The sequence below is a fragment of the Streptomyces sp. LUP30 genome, assembly GCF_001746365.1.
Lineage (GTDB): Bacteria > Actinomycetota > Actinomycetes > Streptomycetales > Streptomycetaceae > Streptomyces.
The window spans coordinates 35,083-59,147 of the sequence record NZ_MJAJ01000033.1; the positions used below are offsets into that span (position 1 = coordinate 35,083).

The 24,065-nt window shown below is 73.2% G+C and carries 15 protein-coding genes and 1 pseudogene; 6 read left to right on the forward strand and 10 right to left on the reverse strand.

The window, feature by feature from the left end; genetic code table 11:
* Positions 1–62: 62 nt before the first annotated feature.
* From BG482_RS24955 to BG482_RS24965, 3 genes are read right to left on the reverse strand one after another with little or no spacing between them, the layout of a single operon-like run.
* Entirely contained in the window at positions 63–2,417 is a 2,355-nt protein-coding gene (locus tag BG482_RS24955; protein ID WP_079142114.1) for an acyltransferase domain-containing protein, read from the reverse strand.
* A gap of 46 nt (positions 2,418–2,463) precedes the next feature.
* Positions 2,464–3,258, reverse strand: coding sequence for an enoyl-CoA hydratase-related protein (locus tag BG482_RS24960; RefSeq protein ID WP_069771370.1), 795 nt, complete (start codon positions 3,256–3,258; stop codon positions 2,464–2,466).
* Positions 3,259–3,265: 7 nt separating this feature from the next.
* Positions 3,266–4,498, reverse strand: a complete 1,233-nt coding sequence (locus BG482_RS24965) for a hydroxymethylglutaryl-CoA synthase family protein (protein ID WP_069771371.1) — start codon at positions 4,496–4,498, stop codon at positions 3,266–3,268.
* Positions 4,499–4,668: 170 nt separating this feature from the next.
* Between BG482_RS24965 and BG482_RS24970 the strand changes: the two genes are divergently transcribed.
* Positions 4,669–5,409: a 4'-phosphopantetheinyl transferase superfamily protein gene (locus BG482_RS24970; protein WP_069771372.1), complete on the forward strand. Its 741-nt coding sequence runs from the start codon at positions 4,669–4,671 to the stop codon at positions 5,407–5,409.
* Between the two features lie 6 nt (positions 5,410–5,415).
* Here BG482_RS24970 and BG482_RS24975 read toward each other — a convergent pair whose 3' ends face one another.
* From BG482_RS24975 to BG482_RS24985, 3 genes are all read right to left on the reverse strand, one after another.
* Entirely contained in the window at positions 5,416–6,174 is a 759-nt protein-coding gene (locus BG482_RS24975) for a thioesterase II family protein (RefSeq protein WP_069771373.1), read from the reverse strand.
* Between the two features lie 43 nt (positions 6,175–6,217).
* Entirely contained in the window at positions 6,218–13,153 is a 6,936-nt protein-coding gene (locus tag BG482_RS24980) for an amino acid adenylation domain-containing protein (protein WP_218108800.1), read from the reverse strand.
* A gap of 65 nt (positions 13,154–13,218) precedes the next feature.
* Complete coding sequence (locus tag BG482_RS24985) at positions 13,219–13,656, reverse strand: group II truncated hemoglobin (protein ID WP_069771374.1); 438 nt, start codon at positions 13,654–13,656, stop codon at positions 13,219–13,221.
* 178 nt (positions 13,657–13,834) lie between these two features.
* On the opposite strand from BG482_RS24985, the gene BG482_RS24990 reads away from it, so the two are divergent.
* Positions 13,835–14,422, forward strand: coding sequence for a YdeI family protein (locus BG482_RS24990; protein WP_069771375.1), 588 nt, complete (start codon positions 13,835–13,837; stop codon positions 14,420–14,422).
* A 265-nt stretch (positions 14,423–14,687) separates the two neighbouring features.
* On the opposite strand, the pseudogene BG482_RS24995 reads toward BG482_RS24990, so the two are convergent.
* Both BG482_RS24995 and BG482_RS25000 read right to left on the reverse strand, forming a co-directional pair.
* Positions 14,688–15,587: pseudogene (locus BG482_RS24995) on the reverse strand (non-reducing end alpha-L-arabinofuranosidase family hydrolase); the annotation flags it as partial.
* Between the two features lie 784 nt (positions 15,588–16,371).
* The gene (locus BG482_RS25000; protein WP_079142116.1) at positions 16,372–17,385 is read right to left on the reverse strand and encodes a LacI family DNA-binding transcriptional regulator; all 1,014 of its coding nucleotides are present in this window, start codon (positions 17,383–17,385) and stop codon (positions 16,372–16,374) included.
* 550 nt (positions 17,386–17,935) lie between these two features.
* On the opposite strand from BG482_RS25000, the gene BG482_RS25005 reads away from it, so the two are divergent.
* Both BG482_RS25005 and BG482_RS25010 read left to right on the forward strand, forming a co-directional pair.
* Positions 17,936–18,901 (forward strand): glycoside hydrolase family 6 protein, encoded by a 966-nt coding sequence (locus BG482_RS25005; RefSeq protein WP_069771377.1) that lies wholly within the window; start codon positions 17,936–17,938, stop codon positions 18,899–18,901.
* A gap of 225 nt (positions 18,902–19,126) precedes the next feature.
* Positions 19,127–20,452 carry a glycoside hydrolase family 6 protein gene (locus BG482_RS25010; RefSeq protein WP_069771378.1) on the forward strand — a complete coding sequence of 442 codons (1,326 nt, stop codon included), beginning with the start codon at positions 19,127–19,129 and terminating at the stop codon, positions 20,450–20,452.
* Positions 20,453–20,521: 69 nt separating this feature from the next.
* Here BG482_RS25010 and BG482_RS25015 read toward each other — a convergent pair whose 3' ends face one another.
* Positions 20,522–20,803 carry a hypothetical protein gene (locus BG482_RS25015; RefSeq protein ID WP_069771379.1) on the reverse strand — a complete coding sequence of 94 codons (282 nt, stop codon included), beginning with the start codon at positions 20,801–20,803 and terminating at the stop codon, positions 20,522–20,524.
* Positions 20,800–21,618 (reverse strand): phytanoyl-CoA dioxygenase family protein, encoded by an 819-nt coding sequence (locus BG482_RS25020; RefSeq protein WP_176741454.1) that lies wholly within the window; start codon positions 21,616–21,618, stop codon positions 20,800–20,802. Before BG482_RS25020 ends, BG482_RS25015 begins: the two co-directional genes overlap by 4 nt.
* 73 nt (positions 21,619–21,691) lie before the next feature.
* On the opposite strand from BG482_RS25020, the gene BG482_RS25025 reads away from it, so the two are divergent.
* Together BG482_RS25025 and BG482_RS25030 are read left to right on the forward strand one after the other, a co-directional pair.
* Complete coding sequence (locus BG482_RS25025) at positions 21,692–22,486, forward strand: AraC family transcriptional regulator (RefSeq protein WP_069771381.1); 795 nt, start codon at positions 21,692–21,694, stop codon at positions 22,484–22,486.
* A gap of 277 nt (positions 22,487–22,763) precedes the next feature.
* On the forward strand, positions 22,764–24,044 hold the full coding sequence (locus BG482_RS25030) for an SGNH/GDSL hydrolase family protein (protein ID WP_256096474.1): 1,281 nt from the start codon (positions 22,764–22,766) through the stop codon (positions 24,042–24,044).
* Positions 24,045–24,065 lie beyond the last annotated feature (21 nt).

The following is a 24,065-nucleotide window of genomic DNA, read 5'->3' on the forward strand; positions in this document are numbered from 1 at the left end:
CGTGGGCGGGACGCCGTCGTCCGTCGCAGACCGTATCGGCGATTGCTTGCTGTGCCACTGGTTCATGGGCGCGTTTCGGCCCGACTCGGGGCCCTCGCGGACAGCAGTTCCGCGGCGTTTGTCAGGAGATGTCCGGCCACCGCACCCGGGGTGCGGGCGGTCCACGCGGCCAGGGCGGTGCCGGACGTGACACGGTTGAAGTGGGTCAGATCGGGGTCGCACGCCAGCTGGTGGTCCAGGGGCCGTACGGGATCGCCGCCCGGCGTGCGGCGGGCGGTCTCCCGCGCGTACCAGCGGAAGACGTCGGCCGTGCGGAGGCGGCCGTCGACGCTGTCGGACGCCGGCAGTGCCGTGGCGGATCCGCCGAGCAGGTGTTCCTCGATGTGCCGGCGCCGGTGTTCGGGAATGTCGGCGAAATACCGGTGTGCGCGCAGGAGTCGGTGCAGCAGGCCGGCCCGGGCGGGGAACAGGGTGCCCCGGCGGACGACCCGTGCGGGAACGCCGAGGGTGGCGTGCCGTTCGGTGGGGGCCCAGGTGACGTCGTCGTCGCCGGCCCGCGCGAGGGTGTGCTTGAGGGCGTCGGCGAGCCGGGCGGCCGGTGCGCAGGCGGTGAGCGAGGTGGAGACGAGGAAGGCGGCGCCGAGCGCGAAGGCGGTGGCGGCCTGTTCGGGCGTGCCGACGACGCCGCACAGACCCACGTGCACGGGTTCGGGCCCGGGAGCGCCGGCGGCGAGCGCGGCGACGGCGGGCAGGAGCTGGTAGGCGTCGGCGCCGTCGGTGTGCCAGCCCCCCGGGGCCTGGACGGCCAGGTCGGAGGCGACCGGCAGCATGCGGGCGACGTCGGCCTCCGCGGCCGACAGGCCTGCGGTGCGCACGAGTTCGTCGAGCAGGGCCGTGGAGGGCGGGCGCAGGAAGGCCGCGGCCTGGTCGAGGCCGGTGACACGGGCGATGACGTGCCGTACGGCGACGGGGGCGCCGGCCGGGCCGCGGCGGGCGCCGGTGAAGCGGAAGCGGACGAGCGCCGCGTCGGGGCCGTGCGGGTGGTGGGCCTCGACGTACCGCACCTCGTGGGCGAGCAGCGCGGTGACCTGTTCGTCCGCCTCCGGTCCGGGGCGCAGCCCGATCCCTCGTCCCTGTCGGCCCGCCCCGCCGAGGGACGCCCGGTCCGGGGCGCCGGGGGCGGGGTCGGCGAAGGCCGCGAGACCGGCCGCCCGGGCGGCCCGGCAGACCTCGTCGCCCACGGCCCCGTCCCCGGTCCCGGACACGACCCAGGCCAGTTCGGCCTCGTACCGATCCCGGAAGCGCGCCGCGCCGAGCCGCTCCTTGGCCACCGGGACGCGCCGCGGCACGGGGGGCCGCCTCGTCCCACCCGTCGTTCCGCGCGTCCCCGGCGCCGCTGCGCTGTCGCCGCCCGGGCCCGGACCCGGCGCCGTCTCCTCCTCGGGCCGGGCAGCCCCGGCGTCCTGTCCGGTTCGCGTCGCCGGGACCGCTCCGCCGGCGGCATCCGCGCCCATACCGCCCCCCGGCACTGCGCCGGCGGCGTCCGGCGGGCCCTGCGGGCCGGCCGCGCGCGGCGTCAGTTCCGTCCGGGCCGCCGCCCACAGCTTGGTCAGCACGCTTCCCGGGCCCAGCTCGACCAGCTCCGTGACCCCTTGGTCGACGAGGTGGGCCAGGCTGTCCCACCAGCGCACTCCCCTGCACATGTGCTCGCGCAGCCGGAGAGCGATCCGGTCGGCGCGGTGGGGGCGGGCGGTGACGTTGGAGAGCACCGGGACGCGGGGCTCGTGGAAGGTGACGGCGTCGAGGACGGTCCCCAGTTCGTCGGCCGCCTCGGCCATGTAGCGGGAGTGGGCGGCGACGCTGATGTGCAGCAGCACGCACTTGCCCGCTCCCTCCCGGCGCAGCACGGGCGCGAGGGCGCGGACGGACTCCTCGGGGCCCGAGAGGACGGTCTGCACGGGCGAGTTGTGGTTGGCGACGTCGATGTCGTCCGCGCCCTCACGGCGCATGATCTCCCGCAGCCGCCCGACGCCGAGCCCGACGACCGCGAGCATGCCGCCCCCGGTCGCCCGGCTCATGATCTCGGCGCGGGCCACGACGAGACGCAGCCCGGTCTCGAAGTCGAGGGCGCCGGACGCGTAGAGGGCGGTGTACTCGCCGAGGCTGTGGCCGATCATGCAGTCGGGTTGCGGCTCGCGGGCGGCGCGGTCGAGGTAGGTCAGCGCGCCGACGGTGTAGAGCACGGGCTGCAGGACCCGGGTGTCGCGCAACGCGGCCTGGTCGGAGCAGAGTTCGGGCACCGAGCGGCCGAGTACGGCCTCCGCGCACGCGAGCGTCCCGGGGTGGCGGTCGAAGAGTCCGGCCCCCATGTTCTTGCGCTGGGAGCCTTGGCCGGGAAACGCCCACACGACTCTCATCGGCCCCCTTCCCGGTGCGCCGTGCGGCGATGTCCGGGCCCGGCGCTCACCGCTCCCACGGGTAGCGCCCTTCGGCTGCGAACCGTGCCATGCCCTCGCTGACGCCCGGCTCCGCGGCGAGCCGGGCGAACTCGGTGACCGCGCGCCGCTCGGTCTCGGCGGTGACGGGGTGCAGCGCGGACAGGTAGTTCTTGGCCTCTCCGATCATCCGGGCGTCGACCTTCGTCAGCCGGGACAGCAGCCGGCGCACCAACGGGCCCGCATCCGGGGACAGTTCGTCGGCGAGCCCGCGGTCCACGGCCTCCTGGGCGGTGAGCGGCAGGGTGGTGAGGGTCATGGCGCCGGCGGTGCGGAAGCCGGTGCGGCGGATCAGGAACGGGAGCACGCTGCACGGCAGCAGGCCCCACAGGGCCTCGGGAAGGCTGAACACGCCGCGTTCGGTGGTGTGCACGAGATCGCAGGCGGCGGCGAGTCCCACGCCGCCGCCGGTCACCCGCCCGTCCACGCAGGCGAGGGTCAGCCTCGGCGCCTCGGTGAGCCGCCGCAGCAGTCCGAAGAACGCGGACCCGTGGGCCGCTCCTCGGCCCGGATCCCCGTCGTGGACGGACGTGGCGGGGAACTCCCCCGCAGACTCGGCCATGTCCAGCCCGTTGCAGAACACCTGCCCGGGCGAGTCGAGCACGACCAGCCGGCAGGTGTCGGACTTCTCGGCGCTGTCGAGGGCCTCGTGCAGGTCCGCGATCAGGGCGGAGTCGACGGTGTTGCCGCGCTCGGGCCGGCTCAGGGTGATCCGCAGGACGGCGGGATCCTGGCGCCGAACGCGAACGGTGCCGTGGCTCATCGGTCGGTCAGCTCCAGGAGTAGAGGCGGTGGAAGTTCTCGATGCGGCCGAGCGTCAGCAGCCCTGCGCCGTCGAAGAGGTCGCCGTACAGGTCCGCGTAGGGCTTGGTGTCGACGTCCAGGTCCCGCACGCCGAACGCGCGGTCGCCGCCGAGTTCGGTGACGGCGTCGTACTCCTCCATGGTCAGCGGCCGCCGGGCGTCGAGGGCGGTCCCGATCCGCATCCGGCCGGCGGTGGCCACCGCCTCCTCGCCGAGCACGCCGCTGAAGAACTCCGAGCCGCACCCCGAGCCGTAGGAGAACAGCCCGATGCGGCACGGTGTCTCGGGGGTGCCGAGGTCGAGGAGTGAGCACAGGGCCAGGTAGAGCGAGGCGGAGAAGAGGTTCCCGACCCGGGAGCCGTAGTGCAGGGTGGGCGCGACCCGGCGGGCGAAGTCCTCGGCCGCCTCGCGCGGCCCCAGGCCCTTGTGGGTGCGCAGCAGTTTGCGGTGCGCGCCCTTGACCATCCCGGCGAACGGGGTGTGCAGGACCAGGTGGGCGAAGCTGTCCACCACGTCGGCGCCCGCCACCCGTTCGCGGTAGGCGGCGAAGCTGCGCTCCAGACAGGTCAGGTAGGACAGCAGGGATACGTCGGAGTCGACGAAGTCCAGGTCCGGACGGGGCCGCAGGGTGTCCATCACCTCGAAGGTGTGCAGCCCGCTGGCCCCGGGGTCGAGGTCCAGGACGTGCGGTCGGCGGCCGACCAGGAGGGCGACGGCGCCGGCGCCCTCGGAGGGCTCCCAGTAGGTGCCGCGGGCCGCCGCGCTCGGTGCGTCGGCGGCGATCACCAGGGCCTTGGCGGTGTCCACGGGTGAGGCGCCGATGATGCCTGCGGCGGTCTGGAGGGCGGCCGTGCCGCCGTAGCAGGCGTGTTTGACCTCGAAGGAACGGCAGCGCGGGCTGAGGCCGAGGTGGTGGTGGATGTAGGTGGAGATGGGCTTGCCGAGGTCGAGGCCCGACTCGGTGCCGACGACGAGGAGTTCGATGGCGTCGCGTTCACCGGGGGTGAGCCGGTCGAGGAGGGGCCTGGCCGCGTTGACCGCGTTGGTGACCGCGTCCTCACAGGGCAGGTTGACCGACTTCTGGCGCATCATGAGGTTGTCGAACCGGGTCATGTCCAGGCCTCGGCCGCGGAAGAGCTCCGCCACGTCGAAACAGGCGCGTGCCACATAGGCGTTGATCGCCTCGATGCCGACAGCCATGGTCGCTCCCGCGGTCGGGGGCCTGCCAGCGGGCCCCGGCTCTCGGTTGTAACCTTCGCGGGCGTCGGGGATCTGCTCACTTTTGCACGGCGGGGCGGTTCCGTGCGCCGCAGGCTCGTTACTCGCCACAGGACGTCGGACGGCTCCGGACCGGTACCGGGGAGGCCGCCGTGCACGAGGAAGGTCCGCCGCCGTCCCGTGTCGCCCTGCACCATCCGGTCACCGGCGCCCCCCTCGCCCATGTGTGGGCCGCCGCCCCGGACGCCTACGGCGACCGCACCCTGCTGTCGGAGGAGGAACGGCGGCGCTCCGGAGCCTTCCGCCGGGAGGGGGACCGTCGCCTGTACGTCGCGGCACGCACCCTGCTGCGGACCGCGCTCAGCCGCTGTGTTCCCGAAGTCCCGCCCGCCGGCTGGCGTTTCACCACGGGCCCGCACGGCCGTCCCGAGCCCGCCGGGCCGCTCACCGTGCCCCTGCTGCGTTTCAGCGTCGCCCACGCTCCGGGCCTGGCCGTCTGTCTCGTCTGTCCCGAGCTGGACTGCGGCGTCGACGTCGAGGTCGCCGACCGCTCGGTGGACCCGGTGCGCGTGGCGCGCACGATGTTCCATCCCCGGGAGGCCGCACGGGTGCTCGCGGCCCCGCCCACCGAGCGCGGGGCCGTGTTCCTGCGGCACTGGACGCTGAAGGAGGCGTACGGCAAGGCGCGGGGTCTGGGCTTCCTGCTGCCCCCGGACTCCTACGCCGTCACCCCCGACGCGGCGGGCGGCCCCCGCCTGGCCGCGGCCGACGACGACGGCCTGCTGTGGCAGTTCGCCCAGTGGCCCCGGGGCGACCGGCATCTCGTCGCGGTGGCGCTGCGACGGGGCCATGGGCCGGACCTGACGGTGGTCCGGCATCCCGGCCCGCCGTGACGCGGGTCAGGGCACCGTCTGCCGGATGACCTCGCGCAGATCCTGCCGCAGATCCGACCACAGCGGTTCGGGCAGCCCGGCCAGGTAGAAGTGGCCGCCGTCGTAGACCCGCATCCGGAACGGGCCGTCGCTCATGGTCTCCCACAGCCGCAGTTCCAGTGGGGTGACCTCCGGGTCGTGGTCGCCGGTGAACCCGGACAGCGGGCAGCGCAGCCGCGGGCCGGGCAGCGGCCGGTAGCTCTCGTTGAGGTGGAAGTCGGCGCGCAGGGCGGGCAGGAACATCCGCATCAGGTCACGCTGTCGCATCACCTCCTCGGGGGTGCCGCCCAGCTCGGCGACGACCCGCAGGAAGTCGTCGTCGGCGAGCCCCGCGAACGGGGGACGGCGTGCGGCCAGGTGCGGGGCGCGTCGCCCCGACACCAGCAGCCGGCGCGGGGCGCGCGCCGGGTCGTCCTGGAAGCGGCGGGCGACCTCGTAGGCGATGGCCGCCCCGGTGCTGTGGCCGAACAGGGCGTACGGCCGGTCCAGATGGGGGGCGAGGCCCGCGCAGAGCGGGCCGATGAGATCCTCCATGCTCGTGTGGGCCGGTTCGGCGACGCGGGTCTCGCGGCCCGGCAGGATCACCGGACACACCTCGATCTCCGGCAGCAGCTTCTCCCGCCAGGGCCGGTAGAAGCCGCCGCCGCCACCGGCGTGGGCGAAGCAGAACAGGCGCAGCGGTGCGTCCCGGGTGGCGTCGCCGCTCTTCAGCCAGATACCGGTCACCGCTGTCCTTCCGTTCGGTGGGGTCCGGGGCGGGCGGCCCCGGTCATCGGTCGGCGCCGTCAGCGCCGTCAGCGCCGTCAGCCGAGCGGAGAACGGCGTGGCCGTACGCGCCCGTCGCCGAGACGGCGTTGACCAGTGCCCGCAAGGGCGCGCCCGGTGCGACGGGCGCCCAGGGCCGGGCCGTGTCGGCGACCGTGAGCCGGGTCCAGTCGGGCAGTGGGGTGCGCCGGGGCGCCAGGGCGGTCGGCGCCAGGGTGCGCTCGCGCAGTTGCAGGAGCACCTTGGTGAGCTGGGACAGCCCGGAGGCCGCCTCCAGGTGTCCGATGTGCGGTTTGACCGTGCCGACGAGCAGGTCCCCGGTGCTGCCGGGCGGACGCAACGCGGTGAGCAGGGCGTCCAGTTCGGCGGCGTCGGCCAGCAGGGCGCCGGAGGCGGCGCACTCGGCGTACCCGATGTCCGCCCCGCCCAGTCCGTGCCGGTGCAGCATGCGGGTGAGGGAGCGGGCGAGCGGGTCGGCGGCCGGCATCGCGAACGGTGCGGACCGCCCGGCCGAGCCGGTGCCGGTCGCCTCGACGACCGCGTGCAGGACGTCGCGGCGCTCCACGGCGTCCCGCAGCGGGCGCAGCAGCAGCGCGCCCGCGCCCTCGCCGGGCGGCCAGCCGCCGTCCTCGGCGTCGAAGGCGCCGACGGAGGGGAGCTCCGCCGCCAGGCCGAGGTCGCGCAGCAGCGCCAGGTGGTAGGGATGGGCCACCACGTTGACCCCCGTCACCAGGGCCGCGTCGCACTCCCCCTGGTGCAGGCTGGTCACGGCCAGGTGCAGGGCGGTCAGCGAGGAGGAGCAGGCGGTGTCCACCGCGACGGCCGGGCCCTCGAAGCCGAGGCAGTGCGCGATCCGCGCCGGGAGGTCCGAGGCGGCGCCCGCCTGGCGGGCCGCCGCGCCCTGCCGCCACCGGGTCTCGCCCAGCTGCCGGTGGTCGTGCCACATGGTGGCCGTGAACACCCCGACCCGCTCGCCGTCGCGGGTGAGACCGCCGGGTGTGTGGCCGGCGTCCTCCAGGCACTGCCACACCACCGGCAGCAGCAGCCGCAGTTGCGGATCCAGGCCTTCGGCCTCCTGGGGCGAGATGCGGAACAGACGGCCGTCGAACCCGTCGTCGCCGCGCAGATAGCCGCCGTGCGGCCAGGTCTGCGCCCGGTCCGGCGCGGCGCCTGCGGCAGCGGCGAACGCGGCCGCCCGTTCGGGGGGCAGCGGGCCGAGTGTGCGACGCCCGGAGCGCAGGATCTCCCAGAACTCCTCCAGGCCGTCCGCGCCGGGATAACGTCCGGCGGCGCCGATGACGGCCACGTCCGCCGGCGCCGGCCGGGCTCCCGTCCTGGCCTCGGCGGCGGCGTGCCGCGCCCGGACCGGCCGGACGCGCGCCAGGGGACCCTCGGGGTCTTCAAACTCCCGTGACTCCTGAGGCTCTTGAGGCTCCTGTTTCTCCTTGGGCAGCGGACCGGCGAGGAAGGCGTGCAGCAGCCGCTGGCCGGGATGCAGCCGGAAGGCGTCACGGACGCGGTCGAACGCGAGGCTCCCCACCGCGCACAGGCCGACACCGCTCTCCCGCTGCCCGCTCATCAGCAACTGCCCCATGTAGCCGGCCTCGACCGCCAGGTACAGCTCCGACTCCTCGCCGTACAGCGGCTCGATGCCGCGCGGCTCGGAGATCAGGAACACCTCGAACGCCGCGCGGTCGAAGACGGGGCGGTTGTAGGAGAAGTGGACGGTGCGGTCGATCCCGGGCTCGGCGGTGACCCGTTGCAGGGCGTGGTCGTCCGGACGGTGGTAGTACAGGCCGCCGGGAACGCCCTCGACCGCCCCCGGTTTGATGTGCAGGTAGGCCTGCACGGCGTAGGTGTCCCCGGCCGACGGGTACAGCCGGCGCGGGCCGGAGCCGGCCGGACGGGAACGCAGGGCGGTCAGGAAGCGCAGGAAGGCGTCGCGTCCGAGCGGGCCGTCGGCGAAGTCCCGTCGGGTGGCACGCTCCAGATACCGCTCGGCCGGCGGGAGCGGGCCGTCGAGCGCCAGCAGGGGTTCGTCGTCGGAGTGCCGTCGCAGGTGCCAGGCACCCGACTTGAAGCGGTCGCGGTCCTCGGCGGAGAAGAACTCCACGCTCTCCGGGGTGACAGGGGCGTCCGGTGCCGGGGGCTCGTGGGGTCGTTCCTCCTCGGCCGCGGGCCGCGAGGCCGGCTCGGCCCGGTCGCCGCCGCCCGTGAGATGGCGGGCCATCCCGACGACGGTCGGCTCGGCCAGCAGGGCCGAGACGGGGACCCGGCGGCCGTAGCGCGCCCGCAGCGCCGAGGACAGCTGGGCCAGGGTGAAGGAGGTCGCGCCCTGGTCCCAGAGGTCGAGCGTCGGGTCGAGTCCGGGCACGTCGATCAGTTCGGCGAGCAACGAGCCTATTTCCTCGGCCAGTTGCTCGGCGGGCGGAAACGCGGAGCCGGGTACGGACCCGGGCCGCTGCGTCGGCGTCCGCGTCGTCGGTGGTTCCGGCTCGCCGGGCGCGGGCAACGGCCACGGCAGAGCGTCGCGGTCCAGCTTGCCGTTGCCGGTCGCCGGGAAGGACGGCAGGAACGTCACGAAGTTCGGGACCATGTAGTCGGGCAGGGTCCGGGCGGCGTGGGCGCGCAGCTCGGACACGGAGGGCCGGACGGCGCCCGGTTCGGCGAGCAGGTACGCGACCAGGCGACGGTCCCCCGCGCCGTCGGGCCGGGCCACCACCACCGCGTCGTGCACGGCCGCATGACCGCGCAACCGGTGTTCTATCTCGCCGAGTTCGACGCGGAAGCCCCGGATCTTCACCTGGTGGTCGCGGCGTCCCAGGAAGACCATCACCCCGTCGTCGCGGAAGGCCGCCCGGTCCCCGGTGGCGTACATGCGGGACTCCGGGCCGCCCGCGAACGGCTCGGGGACGAACCGTTCCCGGGTCAGTTCCGGCTGTCCGTGGTAGCCGAGGCCGAGGCAGTCGCCGGCAATGTAGAGGTCGCCCTCCTCACCGACCGGGCAGGGCTCCAGACGCTCGTCCAGGACGTAGTAGCGGGCGTTGTCGATGGGCCTGCCGTACGGGATGCTGCGCCACTCGGGATCGACGGCGCCGACCGGGTACCAGTTGGACCAGACGGTGGCCTCGGTGGCGCCGCCGAGACTGATCACCTGGGCTGCGCCGAAGGCCGCGCGCACGTCGTCGGGCAGGGACAGCGGGATCCAGTCGCCGCTGAGGAAGACCAGGCGCAGATCGCCGGTGCCGGGGTGCCCGCGGTGTTCCCGCAGGAGCGGTGCGAGCCGGGCCAGGGTGGTGGGCGCGGAGTTCCAGAAGGTGATCGGCTCCCGCAGCAGGGCCGCGATCAGCAGCTCGGGGTCGCGCTGCTCGGCCTCGTCGGCGACGTAGAGGCCGGCGCCGTACGCGAGGAGTCCGAGGATGTCGAAGACGGACAGGTCGAAGCCGAGGGAGGTGACGCACAGTCCGGTGTCGCGCGGTCCGAAGTCGAAGGTGCGCCGGCACCAGTCGAAGAGGTTGTGCAGCGAACGGTGCGCGACCGCCACGCACTTGGGCCGCCCGGTGCTGCCGGAGGTGAACAGCCGGTACGCCACCGAGTCCGGACCGGTGACGGGCTCCGGGTCGCCCGGATCGGGCAGGTGCGCGCCGGTGATCCCGGGCGCGTCCAGGTCGAGGACGCCGATGCCGTCCGGCGCCTGCCAGCCGGGGCCGTCCGCCGTGACCAGCAGGTGCCCGGTGCGGGTGTCCCGGAGCATGCCGTGGGCGCGGTCGCGTGGCAGCGAGGGGTCGACGGGGACGTAGGCGCCGCCCGCCTTGAGGACGGCGAACACGGACACGGCGAGCGCCGGTCCGCGCCGCACCGAGATGCCCACGGACGTGCCTTCGCCGACGCCCGCCCGCCGGAGCCGGTGCGCGACCAGGTTGGCCCGGCGGTTCAGTTCGCCGTACGTCATGGCGCCCTCGCGCCAGCGCAGCGCCACCGCGTCGGGGCGCCTGTGGGCCTGCCGTTCGAAGAGGAGGTGGACGGGGCCCTCGGCCGGGTAGGGGCGGGCGGTGTCGTTGAAGGCGTACAGGATGCGGTCGCGCTCGGCGGGTCCGGCGGCGCCGGCCGTGGCGCCCCTCTTCGCCGGCCCGCCCTGCGCGCCGCCGGCGTCCGGGTCGCGCTCGGCGGCCAGTGCGGTGAGCAGGGCGACGTAGTCCTCGAACGCCCGGTCCAGCGCGCCGTCGTCGAACCGCTCGTCCAGCGCGTCCCAGGCCAGGTGCAGGCCGGTTCCGTCGTCGACCGTCACGCAGTCGAGGGCCACGTCGGTGGTGGCCGTGCCGGCGGGGCCCGGACGCACGCCGGCCGGCAGCGGTCGGTCGGACACGTCGAGCACGGTCGTGAACACCACGGGATGTTCGAAGTCGGCGTCCCTGCGGCGCCGCATGACGAGCGAGCGCACCTCGGCGAGGCCGGCGCCGCCGCCGCGCTCGAGATCGGCGGTCAGCTGCCGGTGGCAGGCGCGGGCGAGGTCGGCCGGGTCGGTGCCGGGTTGCGGTGAGCGGGTCCAGGTCAGCTCGGTGAACTCCGCGGGGCGCCGCGCGTCCGAGCCGGTGAAACAGACGACGGGCAGCGCGAACGGCTCGTCGTACAGTGCTCCGAGGACGGTGCAGTAGGCGGCCAGCAGCGTGGCGTCGAGGCTCACTCCGTGCCGTTCGGACCATGCCGTGAGGGCGGTGCGGTCGGTGAGGAGGTGCTCGCGGCGCCGGGGGCGTGAGGGCCCCTGCGCCTCCCGCAGCGGTGGCCCGGCGGGCAGGTCGGCGAGCCGGTCCCGCCAGTGGGCCCGCGCCGTTTCGGACACCGTGCGGGGCGCGCGGGTCAGCCGGGTCGGGACGGGTGGGGCGCCGGCGGGGTCGGCGTAGCGGCGCAGCAGGTCGCGGGCCAGCAGCACGATGCTGCGGGCGTCCCCGACGAGCAGGTCGACGGCCAGGTGCACGGTGGCGGGTCGTCCGGGCGCGCGGACGACCCTGAGGTCGGTGTGCCCGCCCCGGCCGAGGCCGAAGGGCCGGTGGGTCATGTCGGCGCGTACGGCGCGGTCGACGGCGTCCGCGTCCGCGCCCTCGGGGACGTCCAGGACCGGGATCCAGGCGTCCGCCGGGGCCGCGGACAGTACGCCCAGCGTGCCGTCGGCGCCGGTACGCAGACGCAACGCCTCGTGTGCGGTGACGAGTTCGTGCCAGGCGTCACGCAGCCGGGCGACGTCCAGATCGTCCACGTGGAAGCTCTGGTGGTACTGGCAGCCGCGGTCGGTCCGTCCGTCGAGCCGGGCCACGAGATACGCCTGCTGGAGGTCCCGGGCGGCCAGGACGGTGTCGGGCGGCGGTTCGCACAGTCCCTGCAGCAGCCGGCAGAAGCGTCCGAACAGGGCGTCGGGCGTGCCCGGCGGGAAGAGGGCGTCGGCGGTGTCCCAGCGGAAGTCGAGGCCCTTGTCGCGCTCCCGCATCTGGTGGTCGAGCGCGATGCCGGAGGTCTGACCTACGACGTACCGCTCGTGGTCGGTCAGGCTGCCCTGCCCGGCGCCGTCGTAGGTCAGGTCCAGCAGGCTGGTGAAGACCACGGGCAGAGCGGGCGCCTCGGTGCCGTGTGCGCGCAGCTCGCGCAGCACCTCGACGCTGCCGACGGACGCGTCGGACAGCGCCTCCCACACCCGCTGGTGGGTGGCGCGCGCGGCGTCGTCCGGGGGCGGGGCCGGGGTGTGCGCGTCGATGACGAGCAGGCATCCGGAGGTGTAGGGGCCGACGAGGCCCTCCGCCGCGGACGGCAGCCGGGGCCGGTCCGTCGTGGTCAGGACGAGGGTGAAGGGATCGTCCGCGCCGGCCGGTGTGAGGGCTTCGGCGAAGGCGGTCAGCACGAGCGAGGTGGGTGAGACGCGCAGCGCGGCGGCCCGTGCGCGCAGGCGAGTCCACTGGAGCGGAGTGAGCCGGGCGCGACGCGGGGTGCGCAGATGGCCGTCGAGGCCGGGCGGCGGCGGGGGCGGCTCGGCGAGCAGGAGCGCCGGGCCGCCGGGCAGGCCCTTGAGACGTTCGGCGGCCCGTGACAGAGCGGCCCGGTGGGCGGCGGAGTCGCGGTGCCGAGCGAGCGCGTCCAGGGTGTCGCGGAGCGTGAACGGGACGTCGGGCAGCCGGTGGTCGTCGTCCGTGCAGGCCTGCCACCAGTGGTGCAGGAGCAGGTCGGTGCCGTGGGCGTCGGTGACCGTGCCGTCGAGACTGAGGTGGACCACGGCGCGTCCGGCGGGCTCCCGGCAGATCTCGACCTGGAACGGCGGCCAGTGGCCCGGCGGGTAGCGGTGGTGGGAGAGCCGGCGGCGTACGGCGCTCGCCTCGGTCTCCAGCGCGTCCGCGTCCGCCGTCTCGTGGACCACGGGCCCGGGTGCCCGCACGCTCTCCTGGACCCGCTGGTTGCGTCCGACGCCGGTGAGCCTGAGGGCGTCGAAGTGTTCCACGAGTCGCAACCAGGCCCGGGCCAGCCGGTCGGTGTCCAGTCCGTCGACGGCGAACTCGTGGTAGTGGTGGCAGCCGAAGGCGTCCGGATCCAGCTCCGGGTACTTGCCGACGACGTACGCCTCCTGCATGGGGGTCGCCGGGACGGGCTCGTGACGCGACCCGGGGGCCGCCACCACGTCCACGGGACCGGCGGAGCCGTCGCCGTCCTCGCCGTCGGCACGGTCGATCCGGTCGGCGAGGTCGCGCGGGGTGCGGCACTCCAGGAGCCCGGAGAGGGGCACCTCGGTGCCGAACTCCGTCTCGATCTCGAGCATCAGCCGCACGGCGGCGAGCGAGGAGAGTCCTGCGTCGGCCAGTTCGGTGTCCGGGCCCACCGGGCCGGTCCCGCCGACCAGGGGCTCCAGGATGCCGAGCAGTCGCTCACAGGTGGTGGCGGCGGTCACCTCGGCGGATGACACGGGGACAGGCTGCGCGGGCTTCAACGATCCCCCTCGTCTCGGTGGTCGGTCTCAGCGGTGCCGGTTCACCACTGCCAGCGGCCCAGCACCGGATACGGCGGCTGGAGCATGGGGTGGCTGTCGTCCTGGGAGGCCTTGGTGGTGAAGCCGGCCGCCTTCTCGAGGTTGCCGGTGAACGCCTTGCGGAAGCGGTCGTCATCGGGCAGCCCGACCTCGTCGGCCGCCCGGAGCATCAGGGTGACGAACCGGTCGCTCTGCTCCGGGGTGATCCGCATGCCGACGTGGGCCCGCAACAACGCGATGAATCCCCCGAGTTCGTCGGTGTAGCGGGCGGGTCCGCCGAGCATCTCGGCGAGGAACGCGGTGAGGTGGTCGGCGTGGTACGGCGATCCGGCACGGAACAGGTCGCCCAGCAGCGGGTCCTCCAGCACCAGGTGGTGGAAATGCTCCGCCAGCCGCCGCAGCTCCCCTTCACCGCCGACGTGCTCGTACATCGTCGTCATGCGTCCGCCCTTCCGTGTGCCGCTCGGCCAGCGGGGACGGTACGCCGCAGCGCCGGAGAGCGGCTGCTCAACTTTGTGCACGCGGGTGACGGTGCGGCACGGCGGAACGGCCCGTCAGGGGCCGTCCCCGCAGGTGCGGTTGTTGACCCGGTACCGAGGCTGGGATTTCATGACGTCCATGTCTGAGGGAGCGCGGAAATCACCGGATCCGGTCCTGTTCGTCGCCACGCAGGAGGAGTGGGAGACGTGGCTGGAGGAGAACCACGAGGACGTACCGGGGATCTGGTTCCAGATCCCGAAGAACGGCTCCGGGGTGGACGGCGTGGACTACGCGCACGCGCTGGAGTCGGCCCTGTGCTACGGCTGGATCGACGGGCAGAAGAAGAAGCTGGACGACCAGCACTGGCTGCAGCGCTTCACCCCGCGGCGGCCCGGCAGCAAGTGGTCGAAGGTGAACCGGGAGAAGGCCGCCGAGCTGGTCGAAAGCGGCCGGATGCGCCCCGCCGGTCTGCGGGAGGTCGAGAAGGCCAAGGCCGACGGCCGCTGGGAGGCGGCCTACGCGGCGCAGAGCAAGGCGACGGTGCCCGACGACCTCCAGGCCGCGCTGGACGCCGCTCCCGAAGCCCGCGACTTCTTCGCCACCCTGGACAGTCGCAATCGGTACGCGATCCTGCACCGGGTCGAGGACGCCAAGAAGCCGGAGACCCGGGCGGCCCGCATCGAGAAGTTCGTCGCCATGCTGGCCCAGCAGAAGAAGCTGTACTGAGCTTCCTCGACGGCTCCCCGTTGCTGCTCGGTCCGGTCCTCACCGAGCCGTCCGTCGAGCCGGGACCCGCGCCGCCGGTCCCGGCCGCCGCCCGGTAGGCGGTCAAGACCGTCGCGTGGTGGACGAGGAACCCCGGCCGGCGCACGGCTGGGGTTCCTCCCGGTCGGTGACCGGCAGTCAGCAGGCGGACGTCACCCGCGACTCAGGCCTCCCTCCTGCGCACCGGCAGACCGCGCGAAGTCGTGATCACCATGGATGGGGCAGGTCAGTGCTGCAGGGTGAGGACACCCGGCCGCCAGGGCAGCCGGTCGTAAGGGCCGCCCGCGGTGGGGGACTTGCCCTGGTAGAGGAGCTGCAGGTTGCACGGGTCGATGGTCATGGTCTGGTCGGGGTTGTTGCGGACCAGGTCACCGTGGCTGATGTCGTTGGTCCAGTTGGCGCCGCTGTTGGCCTTGCCCGCGAAGGGGTTGTTCTCGGTGGCGGCCTGCGGGGTCCACGAACCGTTCAGGCTGGAGGCCGTGAACGAGCGGAAGTAGCGCTGCTCGTTCGCACCCCGAGCCTCGACGATCATGAGGTACTGGTTCTGGCCCTGGACCTTGTACACCTGCGGCGCCTCGAAGAGGTTCTTCACCGTGTCGCTCATGACGGTCGTGTACGAGGAGCCGAAGTTGCCCGGGAAGTTCCCGATCGGCATGCTCGCCCGGTAGATCTTGCCGTTGTCACCGGCGAAGAACAGGTACATGTTCTGGCCGTCGGCGATCAGGGTCTGGTCGATCGGGGCGGCGCCCGCGATGCCGCCCGTGAACAGCGGCTGCGGCGCGGACCAGCCGTTGGGGTTCGTCGGGTCGCTCGACGTGCGGTAGATGAACGGCCACGCACCCCACTGGTACGCCAGCACCCAGATCCTCTTGGGCGCGAAGTAGAACAGCGTGGGCGCCACCGTGGACTGGCTCATCCCGGTCTGGCCGGCCGACGCCATGTCCGACCAGTTCGTGAAGGGCCTGAAGGCCATCGAACCGTACGACGAACCCGACACGTTCGACGCGTAGACCAGGTGCTTGCCGTTGTACGTCACAGTGGTGAAGTCCTTCAGCGCGACCCACCCGTTCGCCGGCTGCGCCAACACACCCGTCGACGTCCACCGGTAGGTCGACGGGAGAGCACACGCCCTGGTGGTGGCCGCCTGTGCCGGGTTCGCGACGAGCGACGCCGCCAACGAGACCAGGGTCGCGACCCCGGCGGCGAGCACCACGGACAGACGTTTGCGGCTGAAACTTACTCTGCGCATGACAACCTCTTGGTTCTCGAGTGAGCGGCCCCGGCCGGCCCTGTCACAGGCCGTCCGGACTGTCGATGTGTTGCGTTCGCAGCGGTCCTTGAGCAGCGGCGGGCCCGTGCGGCCTCCCGGTCCCGCACGACCTTTCCTGCGCCCCGGCGACGACCGGCGCCTCGGGCCGCCGCGTAGCGCGCCGACCCGTCTCGGGCGTTGATCGCCTTGGTGCAAGCCCACCGCATCGCGAGCCTCGGGCGCCCTGCCCTGAGTGGGGTGCGGCTCCGGCGATGTGCGTGATATCGAACAAGGGGCGAAGTGTCGAGCAATCTGGATGATAGGAGGCTTGTCTGCGGCGTCAATCCCTCTCGCAAGATTCGTGACTCGCGTCGAAATATTTCGCTCGGTCCCATGGCGGGAATCCGGAGGTCAGGCGGATCCAACGGCCTGTTGGACGCAGGGACAGCCCCGTGGGTTCGAGAACTCCTCCACCACGCACCCCGACAGGCGGGTCGACCGGTCAGCCGGTCCGCAACTTGCGCGCGGACAGACGCACGTTGCGGCCCCTGCGGGCCATACGGACGAAGCCCGGCACCCTCCCTTCCCCTGACAGGCGCCCGGCGCAGGACCACCGACGGGAGATCCAGCGCAGCCTGTGTTCCGGTGGCCGCCCGACGCGTCAGGCGCTGGCCCGGGTGACCAGCGCGGTGGGCAGGATCAGCGGGGTGGGGTCCTGTCCGTTGACGAGCGCGACCAGCATGCGGGCCATCTCCCGGCCGAGCGCCGTTATGGGCTGATGGACGGTGGTGAGCGGCGGATCGGCGATCCGGGCGATCGCCAGGTCGTCGAAGCCGACCACGGCGACGTCGGCGGGGACCGGCCGACCGGCCTCGCGCAAGGTGCGCAGCGCCCCCGCCGCCATGTTGTCGTTGGCGGCGAACACCCCGTCCACACCAGGGTGGTCCGCCAGCAGCGCGGCCATGACGGCGGCTCCGCTGGGCTCGGTGAAGTCCCCCTCCAGCGGGGGGAACGGATCGAGACCGGCCGCCAGCATGGCGTCGCGGTAGCCGCGGTAACGGGCGCGCCCGGCCTCGGTGTCCATACGGCCGCAGATGGCGGCGACACGTGTCCGGCCGCGTGAGAGCAGGTACTCGGTCGCCTCGCGCGCGCCACCGACGTTGTCGACGTCCACGTACCACCGCGGCGCCGGGCCGACCGGGCGTCCGCCGAACACGACGGGCATCTCCGCCTCCTGGGCCATCCGGGCCAGCGGATCGTCCTCACGCAGCGCCATCAGCATGACGCCGTCGGCGCCCTTGGACCGAAACAGCTCCTCCACCCGCTTGCGCCCCCGGTCGGAAGCGGCCAGGCACAGCATGAGATGCAGGTCGGCCTCCTCCAGCGCGGCCGACGCCCCCACGATCACCTGGGCGAAGAACGGGTCCGCGAAGATCGACGGATCCTCGCCCGAGACGACCAGGGCGGCCGCCCCCGTCTGACGGGTGGCGAGAGCTCGGGCGCTCGGATTGGGCACGTAGTCGAGCTGCCGGACGGCCCGTTCGACCGCCTCGCGTTTGACGCGGCTGACATGGGGAGCGTTGTTGAGGGCGCGAGAGGCCACGGAGCGGGAGACGCCGGCGAGTTCGGCCACCTCGTCGAGCGTCGGCTGCCGACGAGGCGCGGATTCTGCCATGGAGCATGAGCCTTTCCGAAGTGACCACGGGGTGCGGTGGTGCGGTGGGTCGGCTTCCACCCCGACGGGAAGACCGTGGGAGCGGTGGCACGAAAGCTGGAAGCGCTTCCAGTCCAGGAACTGTAGAGCCTCGCCCTCGCCCTGTGAAGGCCCGTCGAGGCCCACGAAGACCCTCGGCGAACCGTCGGGATCCGCCGGTGCTCAGCAAGTGGCCAGCCAGTGGTCAGCCCACGATCCGCGGCGCCCGAGCAGCGGATATGCGCGGATACGCGCAGGCCGAGAGAAGGTCGCACCAGTGGATTTCCGCCTGGGCGCTTGACAGTTCCGACGCTCCGCCACACGATACCGACCACACCCCAAGGCCCTCCGCGCAGTTGGGACCGCTTCCAGTGGGAGCGCTCCCAGGATTCACTGCCGGCCCTTCGGATGTGTCGCCCCCGGCCGGAAGCCGCCGGAGCCCGGGGGCGTCGCGCCCCGCACCTCCTCAGCACGTCGCACGCTCGGGACGAGCGCGTGCGACGCACCCATGCCAGGAAACCGAGGTTCAGTCATGCGCCGCAGACTCCGCGCCCTCGTGACAGCGTTCTTCGCTCTGCCGCTGGCGTTCGCCGTCGCACCGTCGGCACACGCCGCCGACCCGACCACCATGACCCACGGGTTCTACGTGGACCCCGACTCCAGCGCGAAACGCTGGGTCGCCGCCAACCCCGGCGACGGCCGGGCCTCCGCGATCAACGCCTCCCTGGCCAACACCCCGGCCGCTCGTTGGTTCGGCTCCTGGAGCGGCGCCATCGGCACCGCCACGGGCGCGTACGCGGGCGCCGCGGACAGCCGGGACAAGCTGCCCATCCTCGTCGCCTACAACATCTACAACCGCGACTACTGCGGCGGGCACTCCGCAGGCGGAGCGGCCTCGTCGTCCGCCTACGCGAACTGGATCGCACAGTTCGCCGGCGGGATCGCCAACCGTCCGGCCGTCGTGCTCCTCGAACCGGACTCCCTCGGGGACTACGGCTGCATGACGCAGGCTCAGATCGCGGAACGGCAGGGCATGCTCAGCGGGGCCCTCACCCAGTTCAACCGCCAGGCCCCCAACACCTGGGTCTACCTCGACGCCGGCAACCCCGGCTGGGCCGCAGCGGCGACCATGGCCCAGCGCCTCAACGACGCCGGCCTGCGCCAGGCCCACGGCTTCTCGCTCAACATCTCCAACTACTTCACCACGTCCGAGAACACCGCGTACGGGAACGCCGTCAACAGGGAACTCAGCGCCCGTTACGGCTACACCAAGCCGTTCGTCGTGGACAGCAGCCGTAACGGCAACGGGTCCAACGGCCAGTGGTGCAACCCGGCCGGCCGCCGTATCGGCACTCCCACCCAAACAGGCGGTGGCGCCGAGATGCTCCTGTGGATCAAGACGCCGGGCGAGTCCGACGGCAACTGTGGTGTCGGGTCCGGATCGTCGGCAGGACAGTTCCTCCCCGAGGTCGCCTACAAGATGATCTACGGCTACTGATCCAGGGCTCCCGGCGGCCCGTTCCGCCACGCCCCCAGGACCTCTCGTCCCCACGCCCCCACCCGCACCCTCATGCGCCCCACGCCTCGCACCTCGTGCGCCCCACGCCCCACGCCCCCGACCGGGCCACGGGCGCGGGGCGGTCGGCGGCCCGCCGGACGCAGGGCTGCGGGGCGGCACAGGGCGCCAGGCGTTCCCTCATCCGTCCATCGATCAGGAGCAACCATGCAAGCACCCCGCCTACGGCGGCGCGCGGCCGCCGTCATCGCGGCGCTCACCGCCTGCGCCGCTCTCACCGCGACGCAGGCACAGGCACAGACGGAACCGCCGACGCAGACGGCACAGACGGCGCAGACGGCACTGACGGCACAGACGCGGGACGTGATCACCCCGGCCACGCGGTTCTACGCGGACCCGCACGGCAAGGCCGCACAGCAGGCCCTCGTGGACTTCCGGCACGGCGACTTCGGCAACGCCGCGAACATGGCCAGGCTCGCGAGCTGGCCCCAGGCCGAGTGGTTCACCGAGGGCACGCCCGACGAGGTGCGCGTCAAGGTGAACAAGCTCGTCCGCCGGGCCCGGGCCGTGGACCGGACCCCCGTCCTGGTCGCCTACAACGTGCCGGGCCGCGACTGCACGCAGTACTCCAGCGGCGGAGCGGCGTCCTCGGCCGCCTACCGGCAATGGATCGACGCCTTCGCCGCCGGCATCGGCGCCGGCAAGGCGGTGGTCGTCGTCGAGCCCGACGGTCTCGCTCTCCTCCCCAAGGACTGCGGGCCCTCCGACGACCCGACCGGCGCGCTCACGGCCGCCCGTGTCGCCGACCTCGAATACGCCGTCAGGACCCTCAAGGCCCGGCCGCGCACCGCGGTCTACCTGGACGCGGGGAACGTCCTGTGGCGGTCGGTCGGTGACATGGCGCAGCGGTTGCTGGACGCCGGGGTCCGCTACAGCGACGGCTTCTCGCTGAACGTGTCCAACACCCACCCCACGGCCCACAACGCCAGGTACGGAACCTGGATAGCCAAGTGCATGTGGTTCGCCTCCCAGGGACCCGAACAGGCGCGCGGCCACACCGACTGGTGCGCCAGTCAGTACTACTCGTCGGCCGCCCCCAACGACGGCGTCCCCGGCAACGCCGTGGACTCCGCAGACCCCGCCACCTGGCGCTGGACCGACGCCTGGTTCGACCAGAACGTGGGCGCCCCGCCGGCCGACCGGCTGCGGCACTTCGTGATCGACACCAGCCGTAACGGTCTGGGTGCCTGGGCGCCGGAGCCGGGCAAGTACAGCGGGGACCCGGAGATCTGGTGCAACGCGCCCGGCCGCGGTCTCGGCCCGCGCCCCACCGCCGCCACGGGCGTTCCCCTCGTCGACGCCTATCTGTGGATAAAGATCCCCGGCGAGTCCGACGGCAGCTGCACGCGCAACACCGGCGGCACGATCGACCCCGAGTACGGCGTCGTCGACCCGCCCGCCGGCGCCTGGTGGCCCGATCAGGCCCACTCCCTGGCGCGCAACGCGGCGCCGCGCCTGACGTTCGCCCGTTGAGCCCGACCGGGCGCCCGACCCGCCCGGCCGCCGGACTCCCGTCCCCTCATGTCGTCAGACGCGGGCCTGTCACGCGTCGGGACGGGAGTCCTCCTCCAGCTTCTCGAAGAAGAACTCGTGCTTGAGGAAGGAGACGTCGTATTCGTGGCCGGGCTGCGGAGGCAGCAGTTGGGAGGCCTGGAAGAGACGCCAGCCGTCGTGCAGCGCGGCCAGCCCGGTGGGGTAGGGCGGCTCGTCGCCGTCCCCGGTCGTCGGGCGGGTTCGGCCGGTTCCGTCGTACCGGGACCAGCCCACGACGTGGGAGTCGAGCGCCGACGACGCGAGATAGAGGACCAGAACCTGCTGCCTCATGCCTGGCTCCTCTGCGTCGGCCTGTTGGTGACACGGGTGACCCAGTGGTCGACGTCGACCAGGTCGTCGCCGGTCAGGGCCCGCCACAGCAGGACCCGGTTGTAGATCTCCAGCCGGGCGGTGGCCTGCTCGTACCAGGGGAAGCCGGTGCCGAGTTCCGCGGCGACGGCCGGGGCGTGCAGGTCGGAGGTGTCCCAGAGGCGCACCTGCGGCACGGTGGGGTTGAGGCGGAGCTTGTACATGTGGCGGCGGTGGTCGGTGTCGTTGCGGCGGCCGCTGTGCCAGATGCCGTGGTGCACGAGGACGACCGTGCCCGCCTCACAGGTCAGGCGCGTCTGCCCCCTGAGGTTCTGCACGCGTCCGATGTCCGTCTCGTTGACCCGGCGCAGGTGGCTTCCTGGCACGCTCAGCGTGCCGCCCATCCCGGCGGTCACCTCGTGCGGGTAGTACATGAGCTGCAGGTCGAACGCGTCCGGCCGGACGTCGATGATGGCGTCCGCGTGGAGGTCCTGCGCGTGTCCCTCGTGCGGCTCGCGGATGTGCACGGCGTGGTGGTCGACGGTCGGCTCGGGGCCGACCAGGCTCTCCACGGCGCCGGCGACGACCGGTAGGGCGAGCAGTTCGTGGACGAAGGTGTCCGGTGCGAAGGCCGTGCTCAACGGAGTGCCGTAGGACACGTGCGGCAGACCCTGGTCCAGGGCCGCGACGGCCCGTTCGTTGATCTCCGGCGGCACCACCCCGTCCAGGCGCAGAAACCCCTGCGCGACGAAGCGTGCCACCTGAACCGATGTCAGGAGGTGCTTGCTGGTTGGCATGCGACGAACGTACGGGCCCGGCACGGCCGGGTCGTGGGCAGAATTCGTCCACTGCTGGTAATTTTCCACCCTCGTGAGGTCCACAACGCTCTGGCTCGACGAGGCGCCCACGGTGGTCGCCGCCGGCATCGGGGTGCACGGCGTCTCCACCGCGCACGACGTCTTCCGCCTGCCCGACCTGTGGCAGCTGCACCTCTACCACTACGAGGGCGCGCTGTCCCTCGGGCGGTCGGTCCATCCCATCCGCCCCGGCCACGTCAGCCTGGTGCCGCCGAACACGGAGGTGCACTTCCACTACCGGGGCAGGTCGGAGCATTTCTACGTCCATCTGCGGTTGCACGAGGGCGGATCCGCGCGGGTGGTCCCGGTGATGCAGGACGCCGGGGACGAGAGCACGCGCCTGGCCGACCTGCTGCGCCACGCCGTGACGGCCATGCCGTCCACTCCCTCGCGGGCCACCGCCGAGGTGTGGGCCGCTCTGTGGCGCGTCTCCGAGCTGTCGGGCGGCGAGGGAGACGGGCGCCGCCACCCCTATGTGTCGGGCGCACAGGCGTATGTCGAGGAACACCTGGCCGGTCCGCTGTCCGTGCCGGACGTCGCTCGCGCCGTCGGGATCTCCCACACCCACCTGACGCGCCTGTTCCGAGCCGAGACCGGCCTCACGGTCGTGTCGTACATCCGGCGCCGCCGCCTGCAACGCGCCCGGCACCTCCTGTCGTCCTCCACCCTGTCCGTCACGGCCGTCGCCGCGGCCGTGGGCATCGCCGATCTCCAGGCCTTCAACAAGGCCTGCCGCCGCGAGCTGGGCGCGAGCCCGCGTGACGTACGTGCGGCCGGGTGCCCGGGAGCAGGCGGCGAGGACACCTGAGGAACGCCGGGCCGGCCCTGGCGAGCGTCGCCGTCGCCCGACGGTGACGGGCAGGTGCTCACGGGTCCGCGCAGAGAGCCTCTCCCGCCCCGTTGACGGACGGGGTGCACATGATTACCGTGCGCCACGGCCCCGCCTGCCGACCAGCGTTCGACGTTTCGGACGACGACGCGCTTTCCGTCGACGCAGCGGCTACGCAGCGGGTCGTCGCCCCATCGCGCCATCGCCCCATCGCTCCGACGGACGAACGACCGAACCAGCGAAGGAGACACCACGGATGACCGGGATGCGCACGGCCCGCGGAACCTGGCGGACGCACCACAGGCGAGCGCCGGTGTTCACCGCGCTGACCGCCCTGGTGGCGGCACTCCTGAGCGGTGTGGGCGCCGCCGGAACGGCACAGGCGGCGCCCGTGGACGCCCACGGGTGGCACGGGACGGCCGGCCGCGACAGCGACGAGACCGGCGGGGCGCGGGACGCCTCCGCGGACGGCACCGAGGGCGTGCGGCACACGGCCCGGGACGGAGCCGGCCGGCAGCGGCAGCCGGCCCGCGTGAAGGGCGTGCTGGCACAGGTGCACACCCCGGGGCGGGTCAAGGACGCCGGCAGCACGGTCCAGTACAGCTGGCCCGGCGTGTACTTCGAGGGTCGCGTCAGGGGCACCGGCGTGGGCGTCGTGCTCGACGACGCGGCCGCCGACTACGACGTCCAGGTCGACGGCGCCACGGTGGCCACGCTCGTCACGCCCGGCCGGACCACGCACTGGATCAACGGCCTGCAGAACCGCACGCACACCGTCCGGCTCGTCAAGCGCAATGACAGCCCGTGGGCCACCAGCACGTTCGGAGGCTTCCTCGCCGCGCCGGGCGGCGCCGTGCTGAGCAGGCCGGCGGCCCGCAGCCGCCAGATCGAGTTCATCGGCGACTCCCTCACCGTGGGCTACGGCAACCTCTCGACCTCCCGCGACTGCACCGCGGAGCAGGTCAGCCGGACCACCGACGCCGACGTGAGCTACGGCGCCCTCACCGCCCGGCGACTGGGCGCCGACTACCAGCTCAACGCCTATTCGGGCCTCGGCATGGTACGCAACTACAACGGAGGCTCACCGGACGTCACCTACCGGACCTTCTACCACCGTGCCCTGCTGAACGTGTCCGGCGACGTCTGGCGGAACCCCGGCACCTGGCGCCCTCAGCTCGTGGTGGTCAACCTCGGCACCAACGACTTCTCGACCGCCGTCAACCCGGGTGAGCCATGGACGCCCGACAGCCTCGCGGCCGCCTACCGCACGGCATACGGCGACTTCCTCCAGAAGCTGCGGACGCGCTACGGGCCCACGACGACCATCGTGGCCGTCGGCGCCGGCCCGTTCGCCGGCCATGTGCAGCAGGTGGTCAAGGCACGCACCGACGCCGGCGACGGCCGGGTGCGGTACTGGCTCCTCGACGACTCGGGGCTGGACTTCCTGGGCTGCCACTGGCACTACTCGGCCCACGACGACCGGATCATCGCCGACCGGCTGACCTCGTTCATCGGCAGTCTCCCGACAGCCTGGTGACAGCCTGGTGACGAGCCGAAC

Coding starts and splice junctions, on each gene's coding strand:
- BG482_RS24955 (WP_079142114.1), bottom strand. CDS start 2,417: ATGAGAGTCGTGTGGGCGTTTCCCGGCCAAGGCTCCCAGCGCAAGAAC.
- BG482_RS24960 (WP_069771370.1), bottom strand. CDS start 3,258: ATGAGCCACGGCACCGTTCGCGTTCGGCGCCAGGATCCCGCCGTCCTG.
- BG482_RS24965 (WP_069771371.1), bottom strand. CDS start 4,498: ATGGCTGTCGGCATCGAGGCGATCAACGCCTATGTGGCACGCGCCTGT.
- BG482_RS24985 (WP_069771374.1), bottom strand. CDS start 13,656: ATGACGACGATGTACGAGCACGTCGGCGGTGAAGGGGAGCTGCGGCGG.
- BG482_RS24990 (WP_069771375.1), top strand. CDS start 13,835: ATGTCTGAGGGAGCGCGGAAATCACCGGATCCGGTCCTGTTCGTCGCC.
- BG482_RS25000 (WP_079142116.1), bottom strand. CDS start 17,385: ATGGCAGAATCCGCGCCTCGTCGGCAGCCGACGCTCGACGAGGTGGCC.
- BG482_RS25005 (WP_069771377.1), top strand. CDS start 17,936: ATGCGCCGCAGACTCCGCGCCCTCGTGACAGCGTTCTTCGCTCTGCCG.
- BG482_RS25010 (WP_069771378.1), top strand. CDS start 19,127: ATGCAAGCACCCCGCCTACGGCGGCGCGCGGCCGCCGTCATCGCGGCG.
- BG482_RS25015 (WP_069771379.1), bottom strand. CDS start 20,803: ATGAGGCAGCAGGTTCTGGTCCTCTATCTCGCGTCGTCGGCGCTCGAC.
- BG482_RS25020 (WP_176741454.1), bottom strand. CDS start 21,618: ATGCCAACCAGCAAGCACCTCCTGACATCGGTTCAGGTGGCACGCTTC.
- BG482_RS25030 (WP_256096474.1), top strand. CDS start 22,764: ATGACCGGGATGCGCACGGCCCGCGGAACCTGGCGGACGCACCACAGG.